Raw genomic sequence first — 19,696 nt, 5'->3', positions numbered from 1 at the left:
GTAAATAGATATCCTTTTTTCTTCAAGACAATTTTGTAGTATAATGGTGGGAGGTATGTAAGAGAGGGAGAGAATGAATTTTGTTTGAATATATTATTGGTCGTGTTGACTTCATCGGGCCAGAATACATTGTAGTAGATAATAATGGAATTGGTTACCAAGTAATTACACCCAATCCATTCAGGTATACGACCGATCAAGAAGTGAAGATTTATACATATCATCATGTCAGAGAAGATATTGAGTCGCTATATGGTTTTACATCACGACAGGAAAAAGCTTTGTTTATGAAATTGCTCAATGTTACTGGTATTGGTCCTAAAGGTGCACTTGCCGTTCTTGCTACAGGTCAGCCAGAAGCGGTTGTCCATGCGATTGAGCATGAAGATGAGGCGTTTCTTGTGAAATTCCCTGGTGTAGGCAAAAAAACGGCTAGGCAGATGATTCTTGATTTAAAAGGAAAATTAGTGGATATTGTGCCAGACTTGTTACCGAACTTATTTACAGAAGAGAAACAAATAAAGAGTGATCGAAACCATGAATTAGATGAAGCTCTTCTGGCGTTAAAGGCGCTCGGCTATTCTGATAAAGAATTAAAGAAAATAACGAAAGATTTAAGTGCTGAAACATTAACTACCGATCAGTATATTAAATTGGCCTTGCAAAAGCTGCTTAAGTAAGAAAGAAGGCAAGGCATGGAAGGATGGTTAACAAATGGATGAGCGTATTATATCAGGAGAAGCGGATCATCAAGATACCTCATTTGAATATAGCTTACGTCCACAAACCTTAGCACAGTATATCGGCCAAGATCAGGTGAAGGAGAATTTGCGCATATTCATCAAAGCAGCGAAAATGCGGAATGAAACATTGGATCATGTTCTTCTTTACGGACCACCAGGCCTTGGAAAAACGACTTTAGCATCTATTATTAGTAATGAGATGGGCGTTAATATTCGGACAACAGCAGGGCCAGCCATTGAACGGCCTGGTGATTTAGCGGCTGTCTTGACTTCACTTGAGCCTGGGGATGTATTATTTATAGATGAGATTCATCGTTTGCCTAGGGCAATAGAAGAAGTATTATACCCGGCAATGGAGGATTTTTGTCTAGATATCGTGATCGGAAAAGGCCCAAGTGCTCGCTCCGTCAGGCTGGATCTTCCTCCTTTTACTTTAGTTGGTGCTACAACGAGAGCTGGCTCATTATCTGCACCTTTAAGGGATAGGTTTGGGGTTATGAGTAGGCTGGAATATTATAATGAGGGGCAACTGAAGGAAATCGTTGTACGAACGGCAGCTATACTCGATACAGAAATAGACAGAGAGGCTGCAGATGAGATTGCTCGTCGCTCAAGAGGAACGCCTCGTATTGCGAACCGTTTGCTTCGTAGAGTTAGGGATTATGCTCAAGTACGAGGGGATGGTGCAGTAAACCAACAGTTTGCAAATGAGGCATTAGAGATGTTACAGGTCGATCGATTAGGATTAGATCAAATTGATCATAAGTTACTGAGGGGCATGATTGAGCGCTTTCGCGGTGGCCCAGTAGGATTAGAGACGATTGCTGCAACCATTGGAGAAGAAGCACATACGATAGAAGATGTGTACGAGCCCTATTTATTACAAATTGGTTTCTTGCAAAGGACACCAAGGGGCCGGGTTGTGACACAGCTTGTTTATGAACACTTTCAAATGGAGGTGCCATCCAATTGCCAAAATGGTTCATGATTATTGGTGGTGTTCTATTTGTTATTGGCTTTCTTATGCATTTTTTCAATTTAGGGAAGCTCCCTGGAGATATCGTATTTAGAAAAGGGAATACAACCGTTTATTTCCCAATTGTAACGTCAATTATTATTAGTGTGATCCTTTCCTTAATTGTCTATTTTGTTGGGAAATCACGTTAAATTATTCAAAAGTTGGAGACGAGACAAAATGAAAGTAGATTTATTTGATTTTAATTTACCAGAAGAATTAATTGCGCAAACACCGCTTAAAGATCGAACAAGTAGCCGATTAATGGTATTAGATAAGGAGACGGGAGCGGTCCGTCATGACGTGTTTAAGCATATTGTCGAATATTTACAGCCAGGTGATGCCCTCGTATTGAATGATACAAGAGTATTACCAGCACGACTTTTTGGAATGAAAGAAGAAACGGGAGCAAAATTAGAAGTGCTGCTGTTAAAACAGCTTGAAGATGATCAATGGGAAACACTTGTAAAGCCAGCCAAACGAGTGAAAGTAGGCACGGAAATTATCTTTGGCGATGGTCAACTGAGAGCAGTATGTGTTGAAGAGAGTGACCACGGAGGTCGTATTCTCAAGTTCAAATATGAAGGGATTTTTTATGAGGTATTGGAGCAATTAGGTGAGATGCCTTTGCCACCTTATATTAAAGAACAACTAGAGGATAGAGATCGCTATCAAACAGTCTATGCACGGGAGAATGGCTCTGCAGCAGCTCCTACAGCTGGTTTGCATTTTACTGAAGAACTATTAGAAAAAATAAAAGCGCGTGGGATTGAGGTTCTTTTCATTACCCTTCATGTAGGTTTAGGTACGTTCAGACCAGTAAATGTAGATGACATCGATCATCATGAAATGCACGCAGAGTTCTATCAAATGACAAAAGAAACAGCTCAAACGTTAAACCAAATTCGGGAAACAGGTAATAAAATCATCAGTGTTGGTACAACTTCAACAAGAACACTTGAAACAATTGCTACTGCTTTTAATGGACGTTTTGAAGAGTCAAGTGGTTGGACTGATATCTTTATCTTTCCTGGATATGAATTTAAGGCGATTGATGGCATGATCACGAATTTCCACTTGCCAAAATCAACGTTGATTATGCTTATTAGTGCATTGGCTGGACGTGAGCATGTGCTTGAAGCATATAAACAAGCAGTGGAAGAAAGATATCGTTTCTTTAGTTTTGGAGATGCAATGTTTATTAAATAAAAGAGTTTGATATGGAAAAGGAGTTAAGTCATGACAGCTATACGTTATGAATTGATAAAAACATGTAAACAAACAGGCGCGAGACTTGGACGTGTTCACACACCTCACGGCTCATTTGAAACACCTGTTTTCATGCCAGTAGGTACACTAGCAACGGTGAAAACAATGTCACCTGAAGATCTAGTGAATATGGGAGCGGGAATAATTTTAAGTAATACTTATCATCTATGGTTACGACCTGGACATGAGTTGGTGAAGGAAGCGGGAGGCTTACATCAATTCATGAATTGGGATCGCGCTATTTTAACTGATTCCGGTGGATTCCAAGTATTTAGTCTAAGTGATTTTAGAAAGATTGAAGAAGAGGGTGTCCATTTCCGTAATCATATGAATGGGGATAAACTATTCCTTTCACCTGAAAAGGCAATGCAAATACAAAACGCACTGGGCTCGGATATTATGATGGCATTCGATGAATGTCCACCTTTCCCAGCAACACATGAATATATGAAAAAATCTGTTGAAAGAACATCTAGGTGGGCCGAAAGATGTTTAGAAGCACATGAACGACCAAACGACCAAGGTTTATTTGGGATTGTTCAAGGTGGCGAATATAGTGATTTACGTGCTCAAAGTGCGAAAGACCTTGTTTCACTTGATTTTCCTGGCTATGCAATTGGTGGGTTATCAGTTGGGGAGCCAAAGGATATAATGAATAGAGTGTTGGAAGAAACAACACCATTGCTACCTAATCATAAGCCACGTTATTTAATGGGGGTCGGTTCACCGGATTCCTTAATTGATGGTGCGATTCGTGGGGTAGATATGTTTGATTGTGTATTACCAACGAGGATTGCAAGAAATGGCACATTGATGACGAGTGAAGGAAGATTAGTTGTAAAAAATGCGAAGTATGCACGTGACTTTGGTCCTCTTGATGAGAATTGCGATTGCTATACTTGCCGAAATTATAGTCGTGCCTATATAAGACACTTAATAAAATGTGACGAAACTTTCGGAATAAGGCTTACAACTTATCATAACCTATATTTTCTGTTAAAATTAATGGAAAAGGTCAGAGAGGCAATCAGAGAGGATCGTCTAGGTGACTTTAGAGAAGAATTTTTCGAGAAATATGGCTTTAATAAGCCGAACGCGAAAAACTTCTAATACTTGAAAGGAGGGGAAAAGAGAATATGGATATTTTAGCTACTATTGGACCGTTAGTCATTATGTTTGTGCTGTTTTATTTCCTTTTAATCAGACCACAACAAAAACGTCAAAAAGCGGTTAATCAAATGCAGAATAGTCTGAAAAAGGGCGATAAAGTAGTTACAATCGGTGGTTTGCATGGCTTTGTAGATGCAATCGATGAGGACAAAGTCGTTATCAAGTGTGGCGATGGAAGCCGTCTTACATACGACCGTCAAGCGATTCGTGAAGTAACTGAATCAGCGGCAGGTACCGTTTAAGAATGAAAAAGCTGTTTGAAGTAGATCTCCTACTTTAAACAGCTTTTTTCATTTACATGATGTCTATTTTGTTGACTTTGAATTCATGTTTACACCTAAAATCCCACCCATCATAGCAATGAGAATATAGCAAATAAAGTATACGATTTGTTGAGGGTTAAATAGTTTATCAAAACCGAGATATTGGAATGAAAAAATAATAATTGTATAAATCGCACCAGTTATCCCGCCGAGCATCCATCCCCTTTGTTTACCTTTTCCACCTGAAATGAAACCTCCGGTAAAAAGAGCAATAAAAGAAATGGCTGTCATGACATATTGAACAGAAGACTCTTGTAAGGAAGTAAACCTTAATATAAGAGCGAAAATAAAACTACTAACAATTGCCAATGTGAAAATGGCTATTAGGCCATGTAAAACGGAAGTCCCTAATGCCTTCGATTCTTCGATTGGAAACCTCCCCTTTCTCTTTTGATAAAATTCCTTTGTACAAGCATATTCTTCGTATGGAAAAATAGAAGCAAAATCAAAAAAATATTTCTTACTCAATTTGATTAAATTGAGAAGTCCTGTACAAGCTAATCTTATAAAGAGGTGGCTATGTTGGAAGAATATTTGATTGTGATATTTCGCACGGTCTTATTGTATGTGTTAATGACTATTATCTATCGCATCATGGGGAAAAGGGAAATTGGTGAGCTTAGTATACTTGATTTAGTCATTTCAGTAATGATTGCCGAATTGGCTGTTGTTGCAATTGAGAAAAGTGACGAGAAATTATTTAGGAATATTCTTCCTATGCTTATTCTGATGGTTGTACAGATTATCTCCGCCTATTGGTCCTTAAAAAGTAAGAAAATGAGGGATTTTGTTGATGGAAAACCAGTTATTTTAATTAATAAAGGGAAAATTGATGAGAAAGCAATGAAAAAGCTACGTTACAATTTAGACGATCTCCTTATGCAACTACGTGAAAAAGATATTGCACTTATATCTGATGTTGAGTATGCAATACTAGAGGTATCCGGTAGCCTGTCTGTGATTGAAAAGAGCAATCAGTCATCACAAGCGGACCTTACACCATCATTTACCCTTCCTCTCGTCATGGATGGGAGAATAAATAGTGAAAACTTAACACTAATCAATAAGAATGAGGAATGGTTGAAGAAACAATTAAAGGAAAAAGGGGTTTATGATATTTCAAGGGTGTCGTTATGTAGTTTTGAAAATAATACATTTTATATTGATTTAATTGATGAGAAATCAGGTGAAAAACTGAGTGAGTAGATCTAGTCACTCAGTTTTTTTATGAAGGCTATTTAAAGGTAAATTTTGCTAAAAACGGACCGACTCCTGGAAGGCCTTGAACATCACCTTTTCTAATAAGCTTTGTGAAAATCATGATGAATAGATATATGAAACTCATAACGATTCCCCCACATAGGATAGTAGGTACGCTGGTGAAATTTAGGAACTTAATGGTCATATATCCGATATAACCGGTAAGGAACATTGCGCCAAATGTGATGAAGTATTCCCGCATATGAATGGTATAAGAAATCGCTTTTAACAAAGTGGCGAAATGTAGGAGAGTGACTAATACAAAGCCAACAATTAATCCGAGCGCTACTCCTGTAATACCAAAGGCAAGCTGGCTTCCAAGAATAAAGATAACGGCAATTTTAGCAACCGCACCAATCAGGCTATTCATCATGGCAGCACGTGCTAAATCAAGGGCTTGTAGAGCTGATTGCAGTGGCTGTTGGAAATAATAGAATAGGAATAGAGGCGCCATTAATTTTAAGAATTCGGTGCCTGTTGTCGAACCATACATTACAGTCATCAATGGTTCTGCCAGAATATAGATAACTACAACTGAAAGACCACCTGTTATTAAAGATATTCTTAATGCTTGTTGCAGACGATACTCAATTAAATGGAAGTTATTCACTGCTTTGGCTTCGCTAATAGCAGGTACGAGTGAAGTGGAGAGCGCTATATTAATAAATGACGGTAGCATTAACAAGGGAAGCGCAAAACCGGTTAAGGCACCATACCCTTCTGTCGCGGCGATTGTAGAAACACCAGCTATAGCAAGACTATAAGTGACAACAATTGGCTCTAAAAACCAAGCGACAGAACCAATCATCCTACTGCCTGTCGTTGGTAATGCTACTTCCATGAGTTGTTTAAAGGTATCCTTGCCCTTGCGGATATGTTGGAAAAATTGTTTTCGTAACTTAAACTTCTTTTTTAACTTAAACGATGCGAGTAAATAAATGAGTGAAGCTAATTCACCAATAACGGCTGCAAGCATAGCCCCAGCTGCCGCATATTCAATTCCATATGGCAAAAATGCTTTAGTTAGTGCAGCAATTAATGTGATTCTTACGACTTGTTCAATAAGTTGTGAATAAGCTGCCGGCTTCATATTTTGTTTACCTTGGAAGTATCCGCGTATGACAGATGAAACAGCAATAATTGGCACAACAGGTGCAATAGCTAATAATGGATATAGCGTCCTGTTATCAGTTAATAAATGCTCGGATAAATATGGTGTTAATAAAATTAAAGCTGGAGTAAAAAGAATCGATAAGGATAATGTGGTAGCTAATGAAACAATGAGAATTTTTTTTGTTTTTCCTGTATCTCCTCTTGCTTCCGCTTCCGCCACATTTTTTGAAATTGCCACGGGTAAACCAAGCTGAGTAATGGTTACGATTAGAATAAATGTAGGAAAAGCCATCATATAAAGACCGACACCTTCAGCTCCAATGAACCTTGCGATGACAATCCGATTAATAAACCCGAGTACTCTTGTTACAAGTCCAGCAAATAAGAGAATAATCGTTCCTTGAATAAATTTCGACATTGTACACCCTGCCTTCTCAAATGAAAGGTATTCATATACAATTAATCTATATGCAAGAAGATGGACAAAGCATGACAAGCTTTCATAATTAAAGTGAGTGATATTAAAAAAAAGGGAGAGTTGAAGTTGACAATGCATGCCTATGATATTTTTTTCGAAGAGGTCGAACCTGCACTTGATGTAAAAATCGATGAGTTTCGCTTTCTTGGATACGAACATGTGACAAGAACGCAATTATGGGAATACTTAAAGAAGAAAAAGTGGAAAACCCCTCATTCAACGATACGATTATTTGAAATTGTGGAAGATGTTTTAGGGATAAAAGTCGGAGAATTTATTAACTATACAACTGTAGAAGCTTATATGGACACAGAATTTTCTCTGGAAAATGTTGAGGAAATGAAGGAATTACTAAAATAGAACGAGTGCTTTGCCAATCTACATAGTAATCTAGTCATAAACGTTTCTCTAAACAGGTACGTTGATAAAATTGACAGTCCCTTCCTCTTGTTTCATAATAATAATATTGCATTGAGAAAGGTTTTCTTTAAACGGTTATAATCATATTTACTTCGTTTGTTTTGTTAGAAAAGTCACGTTTAAAGCTCAACATTTGGGCTCGTTTGGAAAGTGAGGAGGAAATATACATAATGGTGAAGCGTAGCAGAATTCTATCATTTTTTCTAATCATTATTTTATTTGCAAGTATGATGGGATTCACTTCGAAAGATATTTTAGGAGATGTAAAGCTTGGTCTTGATTTGCAAGGTGGATTTGAAGTGTTATATGAGGTGTCACCTGCAAAAGATGGCCAAGAAATAGACCAAGCTGCAATGGCTGCAACAGCACAGTCCCTAGATCGCCGGATTAATGTCCTTGGTGTAAGTGAACCCAATATACAAATTGAAGGGGATAACCGCATTAGGGTGCAGCTGGCTGGAGTTACAGATCAAGAGCAAGCTAGGGAAATGCTTTCAACTGAGGCCAATCTAACGTTTAGAGACGTGGATGACAATGTGTTGATGGATGGGAGTGACCTTGTTGAAGGGGGAGCATCACAAACCTTCGATGAAAATGGCCGTCCGAGCGTTTCAATTAAGTTAAAGAGTGCGGATAAGTTTAGAGAAGTTACTCAAGAAATTATTAACAAACCAGCAGGAGAGAATCTACTGGTCATTTGGTTAGATTTTGAAGAAGGAGATTCATTCGCTGAAGAAGTGACAAAAGAAGATCCAAAATACTTATCAGCCCCACAAGTGAGCCAAGTATTCAATCAAGATTCGGTTTCAATTGTAGGTAACTTTACTTTAGAAGAAGCAAAAACTTTATCTGATTTATTATCGGCCGGTTCATTACCAGTTAACTTGGATGAAGTCTACTCTACTTCTGTTGGTGCACAATTTGGTGAGTCAGCATTAGATAAAACCATTATAGGTGGAATAATAGGTATTGCTGCGATTTTCATCTTTATGATCGCTTATTACCGACTTCCTGGAGTCATTGCAGTCATCACTTTATCTATTTACTTATATTTGACATTAGTCGTATTTAATATGATGAATGCGGTACTAACATTACCTGGTGTGGCAGCATTAATTCTTGGTGTTGGTATGGCAGTTGATGCAAATATTATTACCTATGAAAGAATAAAAGATGAAATACGAGTTGGTCGTTCAATTAAAGCTGCATTTAAAGCAGGAAGTAAAAACTCTTTATCAACTATTTTTGATGCCAATTTAACGACCTTATTAGCAGCAGGCGTACTGTTTATTTATGGGACAAGTTCCGTAAAAGGTTTTGCAACGACTTTAATTTTAAGTATATTGATGAGTTTTATTACAGCAGTATACGGTGCGAGATTATTACTCGGGTTATGTGTAAATAGTAACCTGTTTAAAAACATGCCTGGCATGTTCGGTGTTCATAAGAAAGATATACATCAACTAAATGAAAACTTAGATACAGTAGATTTAACAACAAAATTTGATCGCTTTGACTTCGTTAAGCATCGGAAAAAATATTATGGTTTTTCTGGCATAATGATCGTCCTTGGAATGATTGTGCTCTTTATATTCGGCTTAAACTTGAGCATTGACTTTTCACAAGGAACAAGAATTGAGCAAATGTCTAATGAGCCGTTAACAGAAGACGGTTATCAAGCATCTTTAGCTAAAATAGGCATCGAAACGGACGACATCGTTATTTCCGGAAACAATAATGAAATTGGTGTTGCTCGCATCAAAGACGAGGTATTCAATAAAGAACAAATTGCTGAGTATCAGTCACAATTAGAAGATGAATATGGAAGTATTCCTAATATTAGTACTGTTACCCCAACAGTAGGAAAAGAAATAGCGATGAATGCAATAAAAGCATTAGCCATTGCGGCCATAGGAATTATTCTGTATGTCACCATTCGTTTTGAATGGAGGATGGCTTTAGCCGCAGTACTAGCTTTATTGCATGACGCATTCTTTATTGTTGTTATATTTAGTGTGACAAGGCTGGAGGCGGATCTTACATTTATAGCGGCTGTCTTAACCATTGTTGGTTATTCGATCAATGATACAATCGTTACATTTGACCGCATACGTGAGAATATGGTTAGGAAGAAGAAAATTAAAACCTTTGATGAGCTCGCGCATATAGCTAATCAAAGTTTACGGCAAACGCTGGGTCGATCAATTAATACCATTATTACAGTCGTCCTAGCTGTTCTTGGCCTGTTGATCTTTGGTAGTGAAGCGATACGTAACTTTAATATTGCCTTACTAATAGGATTAATTGCCGGTACTTATTCATCAATCTTCCTAGCGACACAAATGTGGCTATCATGGAAAGGGAAGCAACTGAAAAAGCATGGCGTATTAATCACATACAAAGAAAAGAAACAGAAAACAGACGAACCACAAGTTTAAAAAGATAAGAAAGCATCTGCATAAAATTTGCAGATGCTTTTTTGTCACGACTTTATTTAGAATGAGGAATTAGTTTAAAGTAGAAACCATCTCTAGTTATAGTTATGATTTTAGCTATTATGGAAATAATAGGTAGATGAATGATTAAGAGGGGGATTTAATAAATGCTTGTGGAGAAAGAAGTAAGGTTTAAACGGGCTGAGAATGCAGCAATTTTAGGGATGGGGGCAAATATTGCCCTAGCTATTTTCAAATGGGTAATTGGTGTTCATTCTGGTAGTAAAGCTTTAATAGCTGATGCGATACATTCAGCTTCTGATGTAGCAGGTTCACTCGCTGTTTATATCGGCTTAATTGCAGCTAAAAGGCCACCTGACGAGGACCATCCATATGGACACGGAAAAGCTGAATTGATTGCTGCTATTATTGTTGCTGTATTTCTATTCTTTGTTGGTATTGAGATTTTCATTTCATCCTTTCAATCATTATTCCAACCAGTTGATGCCCCGAAGGTATATGCGATTATTGCTGTGATTGTTTCCATCCTAGTAAAGGAGGGAATGTTTAGATATAAGTTTAAACTGGGAAAAGAATTAAATAGTGAGGCACTTATTGTAAACGCTTATGAACATCGGTCGGATGTTTATTCGTCATTAGCTGCATTAATCGGTATAGGTAGTGCGATTATTGGAGGAAAGTTAGGGCTCAATTGGCTAGAATATGCGGACCCTGTCATCGGTTTAGTTGTAGCATTTATGATTCTCCATATGGCTTTTCAACTAGGGAAGGAAGCCATTCATAATACAATGGATCATGTGTTAAGCCCTGAGGCATCAAGTTATCTATTTTCTGCTGTAGACAAAGTGGAAGGAATTAAACGAATAGAAGAGTTGCATGCAAGAGAGCATGGGCATTACTTAATTATTGATTTAAAAATAGCTGTAGACTCATCTCTCACAGTAGAAGATGGGCATATTATTGTAAAAAAAGCAAAAGAAAAACTAATGGCTTTTCATCAAGTGCAAAACGTTTTTATTCAAATGATTCCTTATGAAAATAAATAGGAGGGGAATAAATGAAAAACCAATGGATTATATTGCTCAGTATTGTTTTTACATTAATTGTCGCTATTTTTGCTGTTATTAACGTTGATTCAGTTACGGTTAATTATCTATTTGGAGAAAGCAGTTGGCCGCTGATTCTTGTTATTTTAAGTTCCGTTTTAATGGGAGGGCTGATTGTCAGTTCGGTAGGTTTGGTAAAGATTTTTAATTTACAGAGAGAAGTAAAGTCGTTGAAAAAGCAGATAGTAGCGCTTAAAGGAAAGGAGGGGCACAAAGAAGCTGATAAAACCCATCAAGTGAAAAGTGACATTCATCATACTGAACAATTAAAGGTAAGCAACAAAGAATAATTGAAACGTTTACGTCGCTCTAGTATAATGTAAAAGTTGAGGGGTGAACGTATGTTACATTCTAAAACGCGTTGGAATGTTCGTCAATCAGATGAAGCCTCTGTAGAGGAACTTATAAACGGATTAAATATTTCATCTGCTTTGGCTACATTACTTGTTAATCGCGGCTTTAATACCGTCGAATCAGCACGGTATTTTTTATTTGATGAAAAAAAAGAATTTCACGATCCTTTCTTATTAAAAGATATGGATTTGGCTGTTTCACGTATACAACGAGCGATTAAAAATAACGAATCGATTATGATTTTTGGAGACTATGATGCCGATGGTGTTACGAGTACGACTGTCATGATGAGAACTTTGACTTCACTAGGAGCAGATGTGCAATTTTACATACCTAACCGCTTTACGGAAGGTTATGGACCAAATGTTCCCGCATTTCAATATGCTAGTGATATCGGTGTTTCGTTAATTATTACTGTTGATACAGGAATTGCTGCTATCGAACCTGCGCAAGCGGCTAAAGAAATGGGAATCGATTTAATTATAACGGATCATCATGAACCAGGCCCTATCTTACCAGAATGTCTGGCAATCATTCATCCGAAACTTCCTGATAGTCGTTATCCTTTCAAAGAGCTTGCTGGAGTGGGTGTAGCATTTAAACTTGCTCACGCTCTATTAGGTAATGTGCCAAATGATCTGTTAGAGTTTGTGGCAATTGGTACAGTTGCAGACCTTGTTTCATTGACAGATGAAAATCGCTTAATTGTGAAAAAAGGTCTTAAAAAGCTGCAATCTACACAAAATCTTGGTATCCGCTCATTAATATCGTTAGCCAATGTCAAATTAGCTGAGATGTCAGAAGAGACCATTGGCTTTACGATTGCACCACGATTAAATGCAGTAGGGAGACTAGATTCTGCGGATCCTGCAGTGGAATTGTTATTAACTGAAGATGCACTTGAGGCGGAGGCATTAGCTGAAGAAATCGACCAAAAGAATAAAGAGCGACAATCAATTGTTCATACAATGGCTGAAGAAGCGATTCAACAAGTGGAGGCGGAATATCCAATTGAGGACAACCCGGTCATCGTAGTTGGTAGAGAAGGTTGGAATCCCGGAGTTGTTGGAATCGTAGCTTCGAGGCTAGTAGAGAAATACTACCGACCTGTTATATGTTTAAGTTTCGATTCACAACAAGGATTAGCTAAAGGATCTGCGAGGAGTATAGCCGGGTTTGATCTGTTTCATAATCTTTCGCAATCTCGCGATATCCTTCCTCATTTTGGAGGGCATCCAATGGCTGCAGGAATGACTTTAAAACTTGAGGATGTTGATACACTTCGTCAAAGGTTAATCCAGCTTGCTAAAGAACAGTTAAACAAAGAAGACTTTATACCGATGACTAATTTAGATACTGAATTAAGAGTAGCTGATGTTAATTTAGACATGATTGCAGAAATACAACAATTGGCACCATTCGGTATCGATAATCCTAAGCCGAAAGTATTGTTAAAAGAGGCGAATGTCAGTCTCTTAAAGCGAATTGGGGCAAATAAAACACATCTGAAGATCACTTTAGAGGATAATGATGTGACATTGGATGGTATTGGATTTGGATTTGGAGAATATGCAGAGCAAATTTCTATGGATGCTAGTCTTGCTATTGTAGGGGAACTTTCTATTAACGAATGGAATAATATAAAGAAACCACAAGTTTTTATCCAAGATATACGCATACAAGAATGGCAATTATTTGATATTAGAGGAGCCAAGCGCTTAGACACCATCGTCACACATGTCCATCATGAAACCTCTGAGTGGATTGTATTTAATAAGGAAAATTATGATAAATTTTTTCCTTATAGTCCGAATGTGTCGTTGATTCTGTCTGATGAAGAGGCAGAAAATATCATATTAGATGGTAAGCATGTGATTTTTTGTGATTTACCACCACAAAAGGAAAGAATAGAGGCTATTTTGCGTGGGAAAAGTCCAGAAAGAATTTATTGTCATTTCTACCAAACAAATGATATATTCTCTATGGCGACGCCAAACCGTGACCATTTTAAATGGTACTATGCGCTCATTGCTAAGAGAGGGCCTTTTAACCTTGAAACAAGAAAAGCAGAGGTAGCTAAATTTAAAGGCTGGCAAGTTTCTTATATTGATTTTATGACTGAAGTGTTTTTTGAACTAGAATTTGTTAAAATAGATAATGGGATGATTTCTCTTAGTGATGCAAAACAAAAGAGAGATTTATCGGAATCACAGGCTTTTTGCATAAAGCAACAACAAGTACAGTTAGAAAATGAATTGCTTTATTCAAAAGCAGGTCAATTAAAGGAATGGTTTGATGGGCTGCTTCAGAATGCCTATGTGAATTGAGGAGGCAAAGGAAAGAAAATGGATTTAAAACAATATATTACTATAGTAGAGGATTGGCCAAAACCAGGTATCACATTTAAAGATATTACGACATTAATGGATAATGGTGATGCTTATAGATACGCAACAGACCAAATTGTTACTTATGCTAAAGAAAAACAGATTGATCTTGTTGTTGGGCCAGAAGCGCGTGGGTTTATTATTGGATGTCCAGTAGCTTATTCTTTAGGAGTAGGATTTGCACCTGTTCGTAAAGAAGGTAAACTACCTAGAGAAACGGTAAAAGTAGATTATGGTCTGGAATATGGTAAAGATGTCTTAACTATCCATAAAGATGCGATTAAGCCTGGTCAACGCGTATTGATCACGGACGATCTTCTAGCTACAGGTGGAACAATTGAGGCAACAATAAAGTTAGTAGAAGAACTAGGTGGAGTTGTTGCAGGTATTGCCTTCTTAATCGAGTTAAGCTATTTAGATGGAAAAGAGAAATTAAAGGATTATGATGTTTTAACTTTAATGACTTATTAATAGTTCTAGAGAGCACTATATGTGTTCTCTTTTTTATATTGATAGATATTTTTAGGATAATTAGGGATAAATTGGAATTAAATATGAGTAATTTCGACAAATTCTACGTTTTTTTGTAAAAAAAAAACGCTATCCCTTTACATCTATGTTATTTTTTTCGATAATAGTAGCAATCGTTTCTTTTTTCTTAATGGTTATATTTATTGACTGATAAGGAAAAGAAGAAATTACATGGTTGGGTATTAAAAATAATTTGGGATAAAGGTGATTCCATGGCGAACGATCAGGTGTTGACCGCCGAACAAGTCATCGATAGGACAAGAGAATATTTGAATGAAGAGCATGCCCAGTTCGTCAAAAGAGCTTACGAATTTGCTAAGTCTGCTCATAGTGAACAATACCGTAAATCAGGTGAACCGTACATTATTCACCCCATTCAAGTAGCGGGGATTTTAGCTGACCTGGAAATGGATCCAGCTACGGTAGCAGCTGGTTTTCTTCACGATGTTGTTGAGGATACTGAATCCACATTAGAGGATATCGCAGAACATTTTAGTGAAGAAGTAGCTATGCTTGTAGACGGTGTAACGAAACTGGGAAAGATTAAATATAAATCAAAAGAAGAGCAGCAAGCAGAAAATCATCGTAAAATGTTTGTTGCCATGGCTCAAGATATAAGAGTGATTTTAATTAAGCTTGCAGATAGACTTCATAATATGCGAACGTTAAAACACTTACCTGCTGAGAAGCAAAGAAGAATCTCGAATGAAACTTTAGAGATTTTTGCTCCTCTTGCTCATAGACTAGGGATTTCTAAAATTAAGTGGGAATTAGAAGATACAGCTTTAAGGTACTTGAATCCGCAGCAATATTACCGAATTGTTAACTTGATGAAGAAGAAGAGAGCAGAGAGAGAACAATATTTATTAGATGTTATTGCGATGATGAGAGATCGTCTGGACGATGTAACGATTGAACCTGAAATTTCCGGTAGGGCAAAACATATTTACAGTATCTATCGAAAAATGGCTCTACAAAACAAACAATTCAATGAAATTTATGACTTACTAGCCGTAAGGATTGTGGTCAATAGCATAAAGGATTGTTATGCTGTTCTTGGTATTATCCACACACATTGGAAACCCATGCCAGGCAGATTTAAAGATTATATTGCGATGCCTAAGCAAAATATGTATCAATCATTGCATACAACCGTTATTGGTCCTAAAGGAGATCCATTAGAGGTGCAAATACGTACCTTTGATATGCATAGAATAGCAGAATTTGGTATCGCTGCACATTGGGCTTATAAAGAAGGAACAAAGGTTGATGAAAATTCTTCTTTTGAAGATAAATTAAAATGGTTTAGAGAGATATTGGATTTCCAAGATGATTCGGTTGGTGCCGAGGAGTTTATGGAATCGCTTAAGATGGACCTGTTTTCTGATATGGTCTATGTTTTTACGCCTAAAGGAGATGTCATTGAACTACCATCAGGTTCTGTGCCAATAGATTTTGCCTATAGAATTCATTCAGAAATAGGTAATAAAACGATTGGTGCGAAAGTAAACGGTAAAATGGTCACACTTGATTATAAGTTGCAAACAGGGGATATCGTTGAGATATTAACTTCTAAGCATTCATACGGACCAAGTCAAGACTGGCTCAAGTTAGCTCAATCTTCACAGGCGAAAAATAAGATTAGACAATTCTTCAAAAAACAAAGGAAAGAAGAAAACGTTGAAAAAGGCCGCGAATTAATCGAAAAAGAAATTCGTAATATGGATTTTGAAGTAAAAGAGATTATGACCGCGGAAAATCTAAATCGTGTGTCGGAAAAATATAATTTCCCATCTGAAGAAGATCTGTATGCTTCTGTTGGTTACAATGGCATTACGGCATTGCAAGTAGCCAATCGTCTAACTGAAAAGTTAAGAAAGCAAAGAGACCTTGAAGGTAAAAAAGATATTTCCAATGCTGTGAACGAATTGAAACAGCTTCCTCAAGCGAAAAAACGTGAATCAGGTGTGCGCGTATCGGGTATTGATAACTTGCTTATCAGGTTATCACGTTGCTGTAATCCGGTACCAGGGGATGAGATTGTCGGATTTATTACGAAGGGTAGAGGTGTCTCTGTCCATCGGGCGGACTGTACAAATATAAATACAGATGATGCGAAAGCAAGGCTTATACCTGTTGAGTGGGAAACTGCTTTAAATGATCAGAAAGAATATAATGTAGAAATAGAAATTACTGGCTATGATCGACGTGGATTATTGAATGAAGTGCTTCAGGCAGTTAATGAAGCGAAAACAAATATATCTGCAGTGACGGGTCGTTCGGATAAAAATAAAGCCGCTTCAATCAATATGTCGATTTCTATTCATAATGTAAACCATCTACAAAAAGTGGTAGAGCGTATTAAGCAGATACCTGATGTTTATGCCGTTCGTCGAATTATGAATTAAAGGGAGTGGCAAGAGTTTTGAAAATTGTTGTTCAGAGAAGTAAAGCAGCCAAAGTGACTGTTGGTGAAAAAATAACCGGACGCATTACGCATGGCTTTGTTTTGCTTGTTGGAATTACGCATGAGGATACGTTTGAAGATGCTGCATATTTAGCTGATAAAATTGTTCATCTTCGAGTGTTCGATGATGAAGAAGGTAAAATGAATCGTTCATTACTTGATATACAAGGTGAAATTCTTTCTGTATCCCAATTCACACTATACGGTGACTGCCGAAAAGGGAGGCGCCCGAATTTTATGAATGCTGCTCGCCCTGAGAAAGCCTTAGACATCTATCTTCGCTTTAATGAATTGCTTAAGGAAAAAGGTGTCCATGTGGAAACAGGTGAGTTTGGTGCAATGATGGATGTATCGCTCACGAATGATGGTCCCGTTACCCTCATTTTAGAAAGTAAATAGAAAATAAAACCCAACCTGAACAAATCTTAATTATGTGATTTGTTTAGGTTATTTTTTTGGTCTAGTAACTGTGAATGGTTTATTGTACATCTAGGGGGAAAGCAACAAAGATCGCAAGAACATTACACTCTCCCTATCTTTTTGTTAGTGGACTAAGAAGCACTCGATATATGCTAGTGCAATAAATATAAAAAACACCTGCCTCAAAGGAAAAAAGGCAGGTGGATAATCTTTATTGAAAATGTGTACGTAATCCTTGGAAGATGCCTGATGAAACAGCTTCTTGGTATTGTTCAGAGGTTACTTTTATTTCCTCTGTTGCGTTACTTAAATAACCTAGCTCAAGTAATATGGCTTTGCTGTTATTTTCTCGTATAACATAATAATCACCATGTCTATACCCTCTATCATTCAAGTCGATCTTGGACATGATCCCTTGATGGACATCAGCGGCAAATTGTTGTTGATAATCGTGATAATAATAGGTAGTCATGCCGCTTACACTTCGATCGTTTATGCTATCATAATGAATACTGATGAATGCATCCGCATTATTCATTTGAGAAACACCTACCCGTGATTGGAGAGGAACATATGTATCTTGTTGTCTTGTTAATATTACAGTAGATCCTGCTGCCCTTAATTTCGCAGCTAATTTTTCTGCGGTGCGAATCGTAACAGTTTTTTCTTGTGTACCTGCTGCGCCAGTTGTACCATTATCTCTTCCGCCATGGCCGGGGTCTAAGACAATTACTTTGTTCTTTAATCCTGGAGTAGAAGAAGATTGGTTAGTCGTTTTAGCCTGTTTGCCATTAGAAACAATCCAACCAGCAATAAAACCTGTTTGTCCATCACCTAATTTAATTTCATACCAATCTTTTTCAGTCCCCACAACTTCAAATGTATCTCCTTGATTCGCTCTTGCTACAATGTTGGCATTCGTATGAGCGCTTTGGCGAATATTGGAGCCGTTGTGTAGAATCGTTACATTTTTTACAGAAGAAGACGACTTTGATTCCGATGAGGAACTTTGCTCTTTGTTCACATACCAGCTAGCAACCCATCCGTTCGTCCCATTTGGAAGTTCAATATTCATCCAGTTATTTTCTTCTTTTAAAATATGAAAATTGTCACCTTGAGAAACGGTTCCGATAATGTTCCCGTTTAATGATGGTTTTTCTCTTACATTTAACGAACTAGCGGTAATCGTCCCATTATCATTCGTTTCTTGTTGTTTTTCTTGATTTTCTTGCTTTTTGCCTGCTTGGATATATTGACTACTTATCCATGCGTTTTGCCCTTGAAATGTGATTTCAGTCCAAGTATTTTCTTGTGATAAAATATCTACGGTTGTACCTGAATTTAACTTACCAATTACTTCACTGTTTGTATCAGGACTAGTACGAACGTTGAGAGAATTACCAGTAATGACCCCTTGTTTAATCACCGTTTTCTTTTCTTCATTAGATGAAGAGCTTGTTTCTTGGGTGGGACCATTCACTTGAACAAAATCTTTGTGTACCCATACATTTCCGTACTCAGTCGTAATTTTTAACCAATCTTGGTCAGTGGAGACAACTTTGTATTCTTTTCCTTTTGACACGACACCAACGACACGATGATCAGTTGAAGGACCACCTCTTACTCTTAGACCATCCGCATTGATGGAAACCGTTTGTCCACCACCGCTTTTTACTTGTTTTTCTTTTTCTTGCGTATTTTCTGTTTCTAGTACAACGAGCCAATTGGCGACCCACCCTTTTTGACCAGATTCAAAATCAATCTGATACCAATCACCTTCTTGGTTAAGGATTGTGTAAGTCTCGTCTCTTGCCGCCATTCCTAGACTTGCATAACTTAATCCTGGGCCTGTGCGAACATTAAGACTATCTGTACCAATTCGAAGCTTTTGTCCTGCTGATTCAGCTCCTGCCTCTTTCATAGGTAATAGAAGAGCCATCACTAGAATCATACAAATGGTTATCCAAAGATGTTTTTTGCCTTGCAACCACGTTCCTCCTTCCTGTTTGCCATTTATCAAGATAAGCAAATATTTCTTCTCTCGTCAAGATAAATGAAGTTATATATACTTTCTTTTTTATGTGGCCGTTTCCCTTCTAATATCGGTTTATCATCCTGTTTTGTAAACAAGTTGTAACGTAATAGCCACTTCAAACCATTCGGGAAAAAAGAAATTTTTTTGTC

Annotated in this window: 18 protein-coding genes; 15 read left to right on the top strand and 3 right to left on the bottom strand. The window is 37.4% G+C overall.

What is annotated here, in order from left to right:
* Nucleotides 1–80 precede the first annotated feature (80 nt).
* The 6 genes from ruvA to yajC are packed head-to-tail and all read left to right on the top strand — an operon-like array spanning nucleotide 81 to nucleotide 4,439.
* A complete protein-coding gene (gene ruvA / locus MHH73_RS15895) occupies nucleotides 81–680 on the top strand; it encodes a Holliday junction branch migration protein RuvA (RefSeq protein WP_191810261.1) in 600 nt (199 codons plus the stop codon).
* 34 nt (nucleotides 681–714) lie between these two features.
* A complete protein-coding gene (gene ruvB, locus MHH73_RS15890) occupies nucleotides 715–1,731 on the top strand; it encodes a Holliday junction branch migration DNA helicase RuvB (RefSeq protein WP_341068004.1) in 1,017 nt (338 codons plus the stop codon).
* The gene (locus MHH73_RS15885; RefSeq protein WP_191811326.1) at nucleotides 1,728–1,910 is read left to right on the top strand and encodes a DUF2905 domain-containing protein; all 183 of its coding nucleotides are present in this window, start codon (nucleotides 1,728–1,730) and stop codon (nucleotides 1,908–1,910) included. Before ruvB ends, MHH73_RS15885 begins: the two co-directional genes overlap by 4 nt.
* A gap of 28 nt (nucleotides 1,911–1,938) precedes the next feature.
* The gene (gene queA, locus MHH73_RS15880) at nucleotides 1,939–2,967 is read left to right on the top strand and encodes a tRNA preQ1(34) S-adenosylmethionine ribosyltransferase-isomerase QueA (RefSeq protein ID WP_191810266.1); all 1,029 of its coding nucleotides are present in this window, start codon (nucleotides 1,939–1,941) and stop codon (nucleotides 2,965–2,967) included.
* A 30-nt stretch (nucleotides 2,968–2,997) separates the two neighbouring features.
* Entirely contained in the window at nucleotides 2,998–4,137 is a 1,140-nt protein-coding gene (gene tgt, locus MHH73_RS15875; RefSeq protein WP_191810268.1) for a tRNA guanosine(34) transglycosylase Tgt, read from the top strand.
* Between the two features lie 26 nt (nucleotides 4,138–4,163).
* Nucleotides 4,164–4,439, top strand: a complete 276-nt coding sequence (gene yajC, locus MHH73_RS15870; protein WP_191810270.1) for a preprotein translocase subunit YajC — start codon at nucleotides 4,164–4,166, stop codon at nucleotides 4,437–4,439.
* Nucleotides 4,440–4,502: 63 nt separating this feature from the next.
* On the opposite strand, the gene MHH73_RS15865 is transcribed toward yajC, so the two are convergent.
* Entirely contained in the window at nucleotides 4,503–4,988 is a 486-nt protein-coding gene (locus MHH73_RS15865; RefSeq protein WP_318245433.1) for a TIGR04086 family membrane protein, read from the bottom strand.
* A 54-nt stretch (nucleotides 4,989–5,042) separates the two neighbouring features.
* Here MHH73_RS15865 and MHH73_RS15860 point away from each other — a divergent pair, with 54 nt between their 5' ends.
* Complete coding sequence (locus MHH73_RS15860) at nucleotides 5,043–5,726, top strand: DUF421 domain-containing protein (RefSeq protein ID WP_191810272.1); 684 nt, start codon at nucleotides 5,043–5,045, stop codon at nucleotides 5,724–5,726.
* A gap of 28 nt (nucleotides 5,727–5,754) precedes the next feature.
* Here MHH73_RS15860 and spoVB read toward each other — a convergent pair whose 3' ends face one another.
* On the bottom strand, nucleotides 5,755–7,311 hold the full coding sequence (spoVB, locus tag MHH73_RS15855) for a stage V sporulation protein B (protein WP_341067999.1): 1,557 nt from the start codon (nucleotides 7,309–7,311) through the stop codon (nucleotides 5,755–5,757).
* Between the two features lie 132 nt (nucleotides 7,312–7,443).
* Here spoVB and MHH73_RS15850 point away from each other — a divergent pair, with 132 nt between their 5' ends.
* From MHH73_RS15850 to dtd, 8 genes are all read left to right on the top strand, one after another.
* The gene (locus MHH73_RS15850; RefSeq protein ID WP_225230417.1) at nucleotides 7,444–7,731 is read left to right on the top strand and encodes a post-transcriptional regulator; all 288 of its coding nucleotides are present in this window, start codon (nucleotides 7,444–7,446) and stop codon (nucleotides 7,729–7,731) included.
* 230 nt (nucleotides 7,732–7,961) lie between these two features.
* Nucleotides 7,962–10,229, top strand: a complete 2,268-nt coding sequence (secDF, locus tag MHH73_RS15845) for a protein translocase subunit SecDF (protein WP_191810278.1) — start codon at nucleotides 7,962–7,964, stop codon at nucleotides 10,227–10,229.
* A gap of 164 nt (nucleotides 10,230–10,393) precedes the next feature.
* Nucleotides 10,394–11,293: a cation diffusion facilitator family transporter gene (locus MHH73_RS15840; protein ID WP_191810280.1), complete on the top strand. Its 900-nt coding sequence runs from the start codon at nucleotides 10,394–10,396 to the stop codon at nucleotides 11,291–11,293.
* An 11-nt stretch (nucleotides 11,294–11,304) separates the two neighbouring features.
* The gene (locus MHH73_RS15835) at nucleotides 11,305–11,643 is read left to right on the top strand and encodes a LapA family protein (protein WP_191810282.1); all 339 of its coding nucleotides are present in this window, start codon (nucleotides 11,305–11,307) and stop codon (nucleotides 11,641–11,643) included.
* A gap of 51 nt (nucleotides 11,644–11,694) precedes the next feature.
* Nucleotides 11,695–14,034, top strand: a complete 2,340-nt coding sequence (gene recJ, locus MHH73_RS15830; RefSeq protein WP_341067993.1) for a single-stranded-DNA-specific exonuclease RecJ — start codon at nucleotides 11,695–11,697, stop codon at nucleotides 14,032–14,034.
* Nucleotides 14,035–14,052: 18 nt separating this feature from the next.
* Entirely contained in the window at nucleotides 14,053–14,565 is a 513-nt protein-coding gene (locus tag MHH73_RS15825; RefSeq protein WP_095372443.1) for an adenine phosphoribosyltransferase, read from the top strand.
* 272 nt (nucleotides 14,566–14,837) lie between these two features.
* Nucleotides 14,838–17,033, top strand: a complete 2,196-nt coding sequence (locus MHH73_RS15820; protein WP_341067991.1) for a RelA/SpoT family protein — start codon at nucleotides 14,838–14,840, stop codon at nucleotides 17,031–17,033.
* 17 nt (nucleotides 17,034–17,050) lie between these two features.
* A complete protein-coding gene (gene dtd, locus MHH73_RS15815) occupies nucleotides 17,051–17,491 on the top strand; it encodes a D-aminoacyl-tRNA deacylase (RefSeq protein ID WP_191810286.1) in 441 nt (146 codons plus the stop codon).
* Nucleotides 17,492–17,723: 232 nt separating this feature from the next.
* Here dtd and MHH73_RS15810 read toward each other — a convergent pair whose 3' ends face one another.
* On the bottom strand, nucleotides 17,724–19,499 hold the full coding sequence (locus MHH73_RS15810; protein ID WP_341067988.1) for an SH3 domain-containing protein: 1,776 nt from the start codon (nucleotides 19,497–19,499) through the stop codon (nucleotides 17,724–17,726).
* Nucleotides 19,500–19,696: the final 197 nt, after the last annotated feature.

The organism is Cytobacillus sp. FSL K6-0265 (genome assembly GCF_038003465.1).
GTDB classification, from domain to species: Bacteria; Bacillota; Bacilli; order Bacillales; family Cytobacillaceae; genus Cytobacillus; species Cytobacillus stercorigallinarum.
Note: the sequence above shows the minus strand (reverse complement) of the source record. Positions and strands in the feature narration are given on the sequence as shown.

Bases quoted from the DNA above. Each gene is read 5' to 3' on its own strand.
- ruvB (WP_341068004.1), top strand. From the start codon at position 715: ATGGATGAGCGTATTATATCAGGAGAAGCGGATCATCAAGATACCTCA.
- recJ (WP_341067993.1), top strand. From the start codon at position 11,695: ATGTTACATTCTAAAACGCGTTGGAATGTTCGTCAATCAGATGAAGCC.
- yajC (WP_191810270.1), top strand. From the start codon at position 4,164: ATGGATATTTTAGCTACTATTGGACCGTTAGTCATTATGTTTGTGCTG.
- MHH73_RS15850 (WP_225230417.1), top strand. From the start codon at position 7,444: ATGCATGCCTATGATATTTTTTTCGAAGAGGTCGAACCTGCACTTGAT.
- MHH73_RS15835 (WP_191810282.1), top strand. From the start codon at position 11,305: ATGAAAAACCAATGGATTATATTGCTCAGTATTGTTTTTACATTAATT.
- MHH73_RS15820 (WP_341067991.1), top strand. From the start codon at position 14,838: ATGGCGAACGATCAGGTGTTGACCGCCGAACAAGTCATCGATAGGACA.
- MHH73_RS15885 (WP_191811326.1), top strand. From the start codon at position 1,728: ATGATTATTGGTGGTGTTCTATTTGTTATTGGCTTTCTTATGCATTTT.
- tgt (WP_191810268.1), top strand. From the start codon at position 2,998: ATGACAGCTATACGTTATGAATTGATAAAAACATGTAAACAAACAGGC.
- queA (WP_191810266.1), top strand. From the start codon at position 1,939: ATGAAAGTAGATTTATTTGATTTTAATTTACCAGAAGAATTAATTGCG.
- MHH73_RS15825 (WP_095372443.1), top strand. From the start codon at position 14,053: ATGGATTTAAAACAATATATTACTATAGTAGAGGATTGGCCAAAACCA.
- secDF (WP_191810278.1), top strand. From the start codon at position 7,962: ATGGTGAAGCGTAGCAGAATTCTATCATTTTTTCTAATCATTATTTTA.
- spoVB (WP_341067999.1), bottom strand. From the start codon at position 7,311: ATGTCGAAATTTATTCAAGGAACGATTATTCTCTTATTTGCTGGACTT.
- MHH73_RS15840 (WP_191810280.1), top strand. From the start codon at position 10,394: ATGCTTGTGGAGAAAGAAGTAAGGTTTAAACGGGCTGAGAATGCAGCA.